This is a genomic window from Methylobacterium sp. 285MFTsu5.1, from assembly GCF_000383455.1.
GTDB lineage: Bacteria > Pseudomonadota > Alphaproteobacteria > Rhizobiales > Beijerinckiaceae > Methylobacterium.
This window is the reverse complement of record NZ_KB911325.1, coordinates 1-10000: the sequence shown is the minus strand read 5'-3', so window position 1 is coordinate 10000 and position 10000 is coordinate 1. Positions and strand designations below refer to the sequence as shown.

Annotated in this window: 8 protein-coding genes and 2 pseudogenes; 8 read left to right on the top strand and 2 right to left on the bottom strand. The window is 63.4% G+C overall.

Going from position 1 to position 10000, the window contains the following annotated elements; all coding sequences use genetic code 11:
* The first annotated feature begins 228 nt into the window (after window positions 1-228).
* The 4 genes and pseudogenes from H288_RS34600 to H288_RS34970 form a co-directional block, all read left to right on the top strand.
* Window positions 229-1041 (top strand): SDR family NAD(P)-dependent oxidoreductase, encoded by an 813-nt coding sequence (locus tag H288_RS34600; RefSeq protein WP_081636607.1) that lies wholly within the window; start codon window positions 229-231, stop codon window positions 1039-1041.
* A 245-nt stretch (window positions 1042-1286) separates the two neighbouring features.
* Window positions 1287-1872: pseudogene (locus tag H288_RS33315) on the top strand (transposase); the annotation flags it as partial.
* Window positions 1873-1943: 71 nt separating this feature from the next.
* Window positions 1944-2935 (top strand): IS630 family transposase gene (locus H288_RS34595; protein WP_106735966.1). Its coding sequence is split into 2 segments (ribosomal slippage): window positions 1944-2283 and window positions 2283-2935, totalling 993 coding nucleotides; the frame shifts between segments, so codons are not numbered across the junction.
* Between the two features lie 4 nt (window positions 2936-2939).
* Window positions 2940-3236, top strand: a pseudogene (locus tag H288_RS34970) (IS701 family transposase); the annotation flags it as partial.
* A 771-nt stretch (window positions 3237-4007) separates the two neighbouring features.
* On the opposite strand, the gene H288_RS33310 reads toward H288_RS34970, so the two are convergent.
* The gene (locus H288_RS33310) at window positions 4008-4772 is read right to left on the bottom strand and encodes a L,D-transpeptidase (protein ID WP_020096477.1); all 765 of its coding nucleotides are present in this window, start codon (window positions 4770-4772) and stop codon (window positions 4008-4010) included.
* Window positions 4773-5024: 252 nt separating this feature from the next.
* Between H288_RS33310 and H288_RS0131185 the strand changes: the two genes are divergently transcribed.
* The 4 genes from H288_RS0131185 (at window position 5025) to H288_RS0131170 (ending at window position 8852) form a co-directional block, all read left to right on the top strand.
* A complete protein-coding gene (locus H288_RS0131185) occupies window positions 5025-5687 on the top strand; it encodes a response regulator (protein ID WP_020096476.1) in 663 nt (220 codons plus the stop codon).
* Window positions 5684-7000: an ATP-binding protein gene (locus H288_RS0131180; RefSeq protein ID WP_020096475.1), complete on the top strand. Its 1317-nt coding sequence runs from the start codon at window positions 5684-5686 to the stop codon at window positions 6998-7000. Before H288_RS0131185 ends, H288_RS0131180 begins: the two co-directional genes overlap by 4 nt.
* A gap of 393 nt (window positions 7001-7393) precedes the next feature.
* On the top strand, window positions 7394-8482 hold the full coding sequence (locus H288_RS0131175) for a molybdopterin-dependent oxidoreductase (RefSeq protein WP_244603303.1): 1089 nt from the start codon (window positions 7394-7396) through the stop codon (window positions 8480-8482).
* Window positions 8483-8492: 10 nt separating this feature from the next.
* Window positions 8493-8852, top strand: coding sequence for a hypothetical protein (locus H288_RS0131170; RefSeq protein WP_020096473.1), 360 nt, complete (start codon window positions 8493-8495; stop codon window positions 8850-8852).
* Between the two features lie 793 nt (window positions 8853-9645).
* On the opposite strand, the gene H288_RS0131165 is transcribed toward H288_RS0131170, so the two are convergent.
* On the bottom strand, window positions 9646-10000 hold a 355-nt coding region (locus tag H288_RS0131165), incomplete at its 5' end, for an IS5/IS1182 family transposase (RefSeq protein ID WP_020096472.1).

The window sequence follows — 10000 nt, the reverse complement described above, 5'->3', positions numbered from 1 at the left end:
CACATGGCAGGTCCAGGTCAGGCTTCAGCACCCGCCTGGAACCATCGCCATCCCGGCCACTCAACCCCGCCTCAGACCCTTATCGGACGGGTTCTCAGACGCGTGGGGCAAGGAGTGTAACCGGTCGGCACACGACAGCGTATAAGCAAAAGACCTTGATGAATGGCCGCTATCCAGAAATCTAGATGTGATTTTTGGGGGGCTTCCGAGGCAAGATGGAGTAGATAAGTGTCGCAGAAGAACTGGCTTATCACAGGTGCGGGACGTGGCTTTGGACACATCTGGGCTAAGGCAGCGCTCGATCGTGGTGACAAGGTGGCCGCAACGGCTCGGGACATCGGTGATCTCGGAGGTTTGCAGGAGCGATACGGAGACCGGCTGCTGGCGTTTAAGCTCGACGTCACAGAGCGTGCAGCAGTTTTCGACGCGATAGAACAAGTACGACACAAGCTTGGCCGGCTTGACGTAGTGATAAGCAATGCTGGCTATGGGCAGATGGGCGCAATCGAGGAAGTTTCCATCGATGAGGCGCGAGCGAATTTTGAAACTAATGTTTTTGGGACACTGAATCTCCTCCAGGCGGTGCTGCCTCACCTCAGGGCACAAGGCAGTGGGCATATACTGCCGGTATCGAGTGGCGGCGGACTCATATCTCTAGCGACGACAGGTATCTATTCCGCAACTAAGTTCGCGGTCGAGGCGATTGCCGAAGCTCTCTCGCAAGAGGTTGCGTCTTTAGGGATCAAAATTACCATAATTGAGCCGGGAGCTTACCGGACAGGTTTTGCCGCATCTGCTCGTCAGTCCACGCAAAATCCTGTCTATGACGAACATCGTCAAAAACTAGCGGAAATGCTGGCCCCTGAATTTTTCGGAAACCCTGAGGTGACTGCGAAGGCCATACTAAAGATAGTTGATTGTGAGCAGCCGCCGTTGAGGTTAATGCTAGGAAACGTGCTCCCAATTATCCGCCAAATTTATGGACAGCGGATTGATACCTGGGAGGCTTGGGACGAGCTGGCGAAGGAGGCGCAGGGCTAAATAGCTGAATAATTGCTGACCCAGAAAAGCCAAGCAGTCGATACGAAGGAGCAAGGCACTGTATCTGGATTTAGCAATTATACAGCAGCAGCACTCGACGCTAAGGCAGCTGGCTAGTGTTATCGGGGCACTCTGGTGCCGCCGGTGCGTTATTCCTTCCGTTGCGGTCGCACCGGGAGGCGACGATGTCACAGGCTTCGTTCGATCCAGGTCTCGATACATGACCGACGCCGTTCCTCTCCGCCATGGAGCACAAGACTCGCCGATGCTGGGCGCCGCTATGCCTGCGCGGCCTTCTCGGCTCCGGAGATCTCAAAAGCTTGCAGCCGATGGCGGCCCGCATCGGCCTCTCCGGGCACGATCAGCTCCAGCACTTCCACGCCAGCTTGGCCTGGGACGACGCACAGCTCTGGGCCGAACTGGCCCGCACAGCGGATCGGCTGGTGGGCGGGTCCGACGCCGGCCTCGTGATTGACGGCACGGCGCCGCCGAAGAAGGGCCCGCGCTCGGGGTGTCGCGCGCCAGTACCGCGAGGCGCTGGGCAAGGAGGCCAACTGCCAATCGCTCGTCTCCCTCACCTTGGCGCAGGGTGAGGTGCCGGTTGCTGTCGGGCTGCGCTTGTTCCTGACCGACGTGTGAGTGACCGAGCCGGAGCGGTGCGCGATGGCCGGCGTGCGCGACGTGGTGATCGCGCCGCGTAGCAGAGGTGAGATCGCTCAAGCCGAACTCGATCGCCTGTAAGCGGCGGGTGTGCGCTTCGGCGTCGTACCCGCCGACGCGGGCTATGGCACGAGCGCCGTCTTCCGCCATGGCCTCGACGCGCGTGGCCTGTGCTAGAGCCGGTCCCGGGCGGATTGCGACGGGTTTGCGGCTGGCGCGTTGACGGGTGTAGGAGCATGCCCATGCCTTCACCCTTGTCCGTCGACTTACGCGAGCGTGTCTTGGCTGCCGTGGCGGCAGGGGCCTCGTGCCACCGAGCCGCAGCTCGCTATGGGGTCAGCGTGTCGAGCGCCAGCCGCTGGTCGCAGCGCTCCCACCAAGAGGGCCATGTCGCGCCCAAGCCGATGGGCGGCGATCACACCTCGCAGCGCATCGAGGCGCATGCCGCACTGATCCTGGCGACCTCCGAGCAGGAGCCGCGTCTCTTCCTGCGCGAGCTGCACGACCGACTGGCTGAGCAGGGCGTCCAGACCAGCACAAGCGGCCTGTCGCGCTTCTTCCAGCGACACGCGATCACCTGGAAAAGGGGGCGACGTTCGCAGCTGAGCAGGAGCGTGAAGACGTAAGAGCGGCCCGCGAGGCGTGGTTTGAGGCACAACCCGAGCTCGATCCGGACCGGCTGGTGTTCCTGGACGAGACAGCGGCCGCCACCAACATGGCCCGGCGCTACGGCTGGGCCCCACGCGGCGAGCGCTGCCGGCTTGCCGCCCCGTTTGGCCACTACAAAACCACGACCATCACCGCCGCCCTGCGCACGAGCGGGCTGTGCGCGACCGCGCTGCTGGACGGTCCCACGAATGGCACGCGCTTTTGCAGCTATGTCACCGAGACCCTGATCCCGGTGCTGCAGCCGGGCGACATCGTCATCATGGACAACCTGCCAGCCCACAAGGTCGCCGGCGTGCAGGATGCGATCGAGGCCGCAGGAGCGCGGCTGCTCTACCTTCCGTCCTACAGCCCTGATTTCAACCCGATTGAACAGGCCTTCGCAAAGCTGAAGGCGCTGCTGCGCAGCGCGGCCGCTCGCACGATCCCGGATCTCTGGGCGGCGATCCCTCAGGCCTTCACGCGCTTCACGCCGCAGGAGTGCCGCAACTACATCACCGCAGCCGGCTACGAGGACGACTTGGCCGTCGCTACCTGGCCGGGAATAGCTCTAGCCGGTCGGTACTGACATGAACCAGAGAGTCCACGACCCAGTCGTGCAGCTCGTCGCGCCCGAGGGTCGGGCGCGCAGGCCCGTGCCGGACGAGGAGCCGCGCGAGGCCGAGGCGGTTCTGGCCGCACGGCCCTGGAGGCGTGTGACGTGGCGATTCGGCACGAAGAGGGCGCTGTCGGCGCGCTTTGCCGTGACCCGGGTGCGGATCGGGGATGGGGCGGTCTGGGCCAACAATTGGCACCTGCCCGGGGCCGAGGGCTGGCTGGTCGGCGGGTGGCGTTCGTCAGGCGAGCGCAAGATCTACCTCGCGAACCTAAGGTGGCGGGCAGGCGTTTGTAGTCGCGGGCCAGGCGGCGGAGGCGGCCATTGCGGTAAAAGCACGCTCGACCACCCAGCGTCGCGGCAACAGCACGAAGCCGCGCTTGGTCTCGGGCAGCTTCACGCCATCCAAGGCGACGCCGTGATCGGCTGCTGCTTCCGCCGCGCGCTCACCTGTGTAGCCCTCATCGACATGGGCGAGGTCCACGCTGGTTCACGCCTGCACGGCATCAAACAGCGAGGCCACTGCAGCGCGATCATCGGCGTTGACCGATGGGACGTGCGTGGTGCGAGCCAGAGTTACCGGACGCCCGCGCTCGGCACCGCCGCTGCCTGAGGAGGAGCTCACCAATCAACGCGGTGCCGCGCGAAGAAGGTTGCGAGATCCCAGTGAAGTGATGGCACACCACCGGTCAGGCGCCTGGGGGGACAACCCGCTAAATTGTCCAGGGCGTTGAAGCCCGCGAAGCGGAATGGGACATCATCCGCAGAAACCATCAAGGCCAGCGGTCGATCACCGCGCTAACAGGCCGGACACAAGACGGCACCGGGCGAAACGGCGAACCGTCACAGATTCCCCTGTAGCGCGGGAGCCATCCACACAGGAGGTTGACGGGGCGCAACCTCGCTCGTGCCGAAGGCCGGCCGCCCACCATTAGAAACGCAAAGCCCGACACTCGGCGCTGATAGATTCTGCTGCCGCTCGATACATGAGATGGCCGAGTTTCTCGCCGGAGGCTGGAACAGCGACATCTGCTTGGCAAAACCGCTATGCCGGTGGCTGTCTGCGAGCGACGTAGGTTTCTCTGTCTATCTCGCTGATGCCATTAGACACTGCATCGTGCGGCTCGGTCCATGTTTGCTGAGCCGCCACGGGGCCTTGTACGCCGAGGACTACGACCCGGGTACCGACTGGGACGCGACGGTGCAGGTCGATGATGTCCTGGTTCAGCATGCGGATGCATCCCGACGACACCGCCTCTCCGATGCTCCAAGGCTCGACCGTGCCGTGGATGCGGTACAGCGTGTCCCGGCCTTCTCTGAACAGGTACAGCGCGCGCGCGCCCAGCGGATTGCCCTCGCCTCCGGCCATGCCGCCGGCCCACTGGCCATTCCGTTCAGGCTCACGCCGCAACATGTCAGGCGTCGGCGTCCAGCGCGGCCACGCCGCCTTGCGTCCGACGACCGCGGAGCCGGTGAACTCCATTCCGGCCTTGCCGACGCCGACCCCGTAACGCATCGCCTTGCCCTCCTCCATGACGAGGTAGAGGTAACGGTGATAGGGATCGACGATGAGAGTGCCGGGCTGCTCCTGGGTGGCGTAATCTACAACACGCCGGATGTAGGGAGCTTTCAGGTCTTTCGGATCGATCGCGGGAACCGGGAACGGTTCGTCGCTCAGGGCCGCATACCGCCGGAGTACGTCCGGGCTGAACCGAGGGCCCATCGCCCCGACCTGGGGCTGAGGCCCCATCGAGGCTGTGCAAGCGCCGAGTGCCGAGGCAATGGCGAGCCACGATGCGATCCGAACCATGCTCCGCGCCCTGCGCGAACCTCCACATGGATCTGTCCTCCTGCCGTGAGCAGGTCCACTCGTTTCGGGAATCCTTCTAATCACGTCGGATCCTGAGCCTCGTTCACCGCAGGACACATCGGATGTATAAGTGAAATTCGGCATGATCGACGACGCGTTCGGCTTCCGGAACAGGGTACGGCCAGTCCGAGACGCAGCTTAAGCCAAGCTTAAGGCAGCACCGTAGGGTGCTGGGCAGCCAAGGAGACAGTTGTGCGCTTACTTGTGGTCGAGGACGATCCGATCCTGTCCGATGGCCTAAGGGTCGGTCTCGGCCTATCCGGTGCCACCGTGGATTGTGTCGGGACCTGCGAGGATGCAGCCTGCGCGCTGCGCACGACAGAGTTCTCCGCAATCGTCTTGGATCTCATGCTGCCGGACGGATCGGGCCTGGACGTCCTGCGCACGCTGCGCGCCCGAGGCAACCTGACGCCGGTCGTGCTTCTGACGGCGCGTGACGCCATCGTTGACCGAGTCGAGGGGCTCGATGGCGGCGCGGACGACTATCTCGGCAAGCCGTTTGATCTCGACGAACTCTCCGCCCGGATTCGTGCCGTCGTTCGCCGCGCCGTCGGCCGAGCCTCGGCCATGCTGACTCATGGGGACATTCGGCTTGATCCCGGCACGCAGACCGTTTCGGTCGATGATAGACCCGTCACGGTCTCACGACGCGAGTTCATGGTGCTCATCACTCTGATGGAGCGTCCGCATGTCCTGCGCTCGAAGGCTGAGTTAGAGGCGCGGCTCTACGGCTGGCAGGAGGAAGTTGAGAGCAATACCGTGGAGGTTCACATCCACAACCTGCGCGCCAAGATCGGCAAGCACACGATTGAGACGGTCCGCGGTCTCGGCTACCGGATGAGAGCCGTCGCATGAGGTCGCTTCGGGTCAGGCTATTCGCCATCCTACTCGTCGCAACCGGCCTGATCTGGTTGAGCGCGGTCGCGTGGATCTACTTAAGCTCAAAGTGGGAGGTGGAGCACTTCGTCGACACCCAGCTTCAGGAAGCGGCCCGCATGGTCGTGTCGGTCGTGGACAAGGTCGACAAAGACTCAACTTCCCGAATGCCCGCTACGCTTGCGTCTCCGACAGGATACCAACGTCAGATCGCCTGCCAGATCTGGTCGCTGTCGGGGAGCATGCTGGCCCGGTCGAGCGAGGCCCCGGAGCACCGCATGTCGGACGCGTCCTCGGGCTTCTCCGAGCGCGAGGTCAACGGCGATATCTGGCGTGTCTTCACGGTTGAGGATCCGGATAAAGGCATTCGCGTCCTAGTTGGCGATCGAGTCGGCTTGCGGGAACGCTTGGTCACCGACCTCGTGAGAAGCTTTCTGACCCCGGTCCTTTTCGTAGTTCCGCTGCTGGGCATACTGATCTGGGTCAGCCTCGGCCGTGGCCTGCGCCCGCTTCGGCGTATGACCCGTGACTTGGAAGCCCGCGATGCAGACGATATGCGCGCCATCGATACCGGCCGTGCCCCAACTGAGGTACGCCCTCTCGCAACTGCCCTGAACGCACTGTTCCTCAAGGTTGAAATCGCACGGCGGCACGAGCGAACGGTTACGGCTTTCGCTGCGCACGAGTTACGGACGCCATTGGCAGGGCTGAAGACCCAGGCGCAGGTTGCGATGGCTACCCCGGATCCCAGTGTCGCGAAGGCGGCGCTGCGACAGATCCTGACGGCTGTGGACCAGACCACTCGTCTCGTGCGCCAACTGCTCGATGCCGCTCGTCTCGATGCCGAGGTGGATGGCGGGCCCCTCACCGAGGTCGATGTGGGTGTCTTGATCGCCGAGACGGTGCAAGGCATGCGTGTCTCGGAAGGCATCCGGACGATCATCGATCCACGCCTTCGCGGCTTCAAGATGCGTGGCGATCCAGAGAGTCTACGGCTCGCGATCCGGAACCTGCATGAGAACGCCATTCATCACATGACCACCGGCACGGTCGAGTGGGGCGTGGGGCCCGGCGGCACTGCCTTCTTCATCAGGGACGAAGGGCCAGGGATACCTGAGGAGGAGATGCCGCACGTGACGACGCGCTTCTACCGCGGTCGCCACAAGAGCGCATCCGGTAGCGGGCTCGGACTGGCGATCTCGGAAATGGCGGCCCGACGGAGCGGTGCCAAGTTGCGATTCCGCAATCGTCAAGATCGCTCGGGGTTGGAGGTGGAACTCGCGGCCGCCTAGGCGGCTGGAACGAGCTCCTGCGAGCGGGAGGTAACCGCTCAAGCCTGGAACGGGCACTCCCGACCTCATCGCCGGGCAACGTTATGATGCTCAACCCTGACGGGGCGCCACATGAGAGCGCGTGCGGCGGTAAGGAATGTCTATTCGCTAGGGGCGGACCCGGCGCGCTTAAGGTTGGCTTAAGCTGAGAGGTTCGAATGCCCGCAGCCGACCGCCTAGGCGTTGGCTGAGTGGGACATCGACGTGATGCGGAAAAATACCCCTTCGTCATCGGCCCTGAGTCGCCGTGGCCTGTTGTCGGCAGCGGCCATGGGTGGACTCGGCCTGCTCACCCGCCAAGCCTCAGGCGAGACGATCGACTTCCACGTGCCAGGTGGTCCCAGCACCCGGCCCATGACGACCACCTACCCTGAGAAGGGACGCATGATCGTCCAGCGTACGCGGCCACCGTGGCTGGAGACGCCCTTCGACGTCTTCGACCAGGGCGTGTTCACGCCGAACAATCAGCACTTCGTCAGTTGGCATTGGGCGACCTTCCCGACGAGCGTCGACATCAACACGTTCGCTCTCAAGATCCATGGGTTGGTTGAGCGGCCACAATCACTGTCGCTTCACGAGTTGATGCACGATCTGCCACGCTTTGAGATCGCGGCGGTCAGCCAGTGCGCCGGAAATTCGCGCCTCTACGCCAGACCGCGGACCGCCGGCGCCCAATGGGCGAACGGCTCGATGAGCAACGGCCTTTACACCGGCGTGCGCCTCAAGGATGTGCTCGACCGTGCAGGCGTGAAGGCCGGCGCCGGGCACGTCTTGTTCGGTGGCCTTGACGAGCCGATCCTGCCAGAGGCGCCGAAATTCGTAAAGTCCTTGAGCCTTGATCACGCCCGCGATGGCGAGGTGATGCTGGCCTTTGCGATGAATGGCGAACAGCTTCCAATGCTGAATGGCTTCCCGCTGAAGCTCATCGTCCCCGGCTGGAGTGCGGTCTACTGGATCAAGATGCTCAACAACATAGAGGTGATGGAACACTCCGATCCTAGCGTGTGGACGACGCGGAGCTATCGTGTGCCGGACACCCCCAATTACACGGTCGAGCCCGAGCAGACGGGCTACGGTATGATTCCGGTCACCAGGAACCTGCCCCGCTCGTTCGTGACCAACCTCAAGTCCGGCGACACCGTCCCAGTGGGGGCGCCGCAGCTCGTGCGCGGCATCGCGTTTGGGGGCGACCGCGGCGTTGCAGCGGTGGACCTATCGCTCGACGGCGGCCGGAGTTGGCAACCGACGGTGCTGGGAAGGGATGAAGGCACCTACGGTTTTCGACAGTGGCAGACCACGATCAGCTTGCCAGTACGCGGCGCGCACACTGTGACAGCCCGTTGCACCAACACCGATCGGGTTATGCAGCCGATGCAGCGCGTCTGGAACCCAGGCGGGTACATGGCCAATCAGGTCGAGACCGTCGATCTGATCGCGGCTTGAGGAGAGAACCATGACCCGACGCACACGCACGGTGCTCCTCGCCGCGTCCCTTGCTGGTCTCAGCGCAGGGCTTTCGGCGGCATTGGCTGCCGCGCCGCTGGAGCTTCATTCCAAGCCCGAAGTCGACCTACCGTTCGGCGACGATGTTGGCTTCCCCGAAGGCCCCGGCTCTGAGGTCATCGCATCCAATTGCGTGGCCTGTCACTCCGCCGACCACACCCTGAATCAGCCGGCCCTCTCCTGGGAGGAGTGGCACAAGGTCGTGGACAAAATGATCACTGCTTACAAGGCGCCAATCACGCCTGACGACGCGAAAGTGATCGTTGATTACCTCGCCCGCGTCAAAGGCGAGTCGGCCCGCCGCGGGTAGGTTTGGAAGTGAGGCAAAGAATGCCCATTCACCTCGCTTGGCGCTCGAGCTTTGCAGAGAGAGGCCAGCTCGGCGTTATCGGCCAGATCATGTGTCCGCCGTCGGATGCCTCGAGAGGATTCGCGGTGCTCGGGATCGGAATTTTGATGTAGTTCAGCGATGCAGGACGAGCGGAGGCGCCACTATCGGCAGCCTCATCCAGAGAAGGCACGCACTGAGGCCGCATTATCTATCCCATCGCATCTTCGCTCATGCACACACGAAGCCGTGGCTGAATTCATAATACGCTCCCTGCGCCAACTAATAGCGGTCTACACGCTTCGGTTGCGCTAATGTGCCGCGTGCCTCGCAAATATGTGGAGTGGCATCGTTCGCGGGAACGCGTACGCAGTCAAAATGCGGGCGTGACGATGCCGAAGCCCAAATCTCGATGCCTTGATGATCAGCCCTGGCATGAAGCGTTCCTGTGCGCGCTCGACGAACAGGCCATCATCGGTCGTTGAGAGTGGAACGCCACCACCGGCCAGGCGCGCGTCGGGGGGTTCATAGCGCCGCTGTTCAACGTTGATCCGGCAGCGGCCGAAACCGGCATCGCCTCCGAGGCCTAGATCGCTGCCATCTATCCCGATGACCGGGACAAGGTTCGCGTTCTGGTTTGGCGCAGCGCCAAGGTGGGGGTTCAGTTACTTACAGAGTACCGAGTGACCTCAACCGACGGCCGGACCCGCTGGGTGCTAACACGAGGCCAGTTCGCCAATGACGATGCCGGTTGCCTAAGAGTCCGTCCGAGAAGTCAGGTTGATCGGGCGAGGCGTCTGACGAGGATCATGACGGCTGCGGCGTAGAGGAAGGCTCTGGCGGAGGCGAGGGTCGCTTCTGGATCCTTCCAGAGGCGTCGGTTGCGGCTGATCCAGGCGAAGAACCGTTCAACGACCCACCGGCGTGGATGCACGGCAAAGCCGACCTGATCCGGCGGCTTGCGCACGATCTCGACGGCGATGATCGTCGCGCTCGCTGGCTTGTCGCCGGCATAGCCGGCGTCGGCGAAGGCCTTGGTAATGAACGGGAAGCTTCGGCGCGACAGGCGCAGCACCGGAACGGCTCCGTCCCGGTCCTGTACGTCGGCAGGCTGCGGATCGAGGACGAGC

Coding starts and splice junctions, on each gene's coding strand:
- H288_RS33310 (WP_020096477.1), bottom strand. CDS start 4,772: ATGGTTCGGATCGCATCGTGGCTCGCCATTGCCTCGGCACTCGGCGCT.
- H288_RS0131180 (WP_020096475.1), top strand. CDS start 5,684: ATGAGGTCGCTTCGGGTCAGGCTATTCGCCATCCTACTCGTCGCAACC.
- H288_RS0131175 (WP_244603303.1), top strand. CDS start 7,394: ATGACGACCACCTACCCTGAGAAGGGACGCATGATCGTCCAGCGTACG.
- H288_RS0131170 (WP_020096473.1), top strand. CDS start 8,493: ATGACCCGACGCACACGCACGGTGCTCCTCGCCGCGTCCCTTGCTGGT.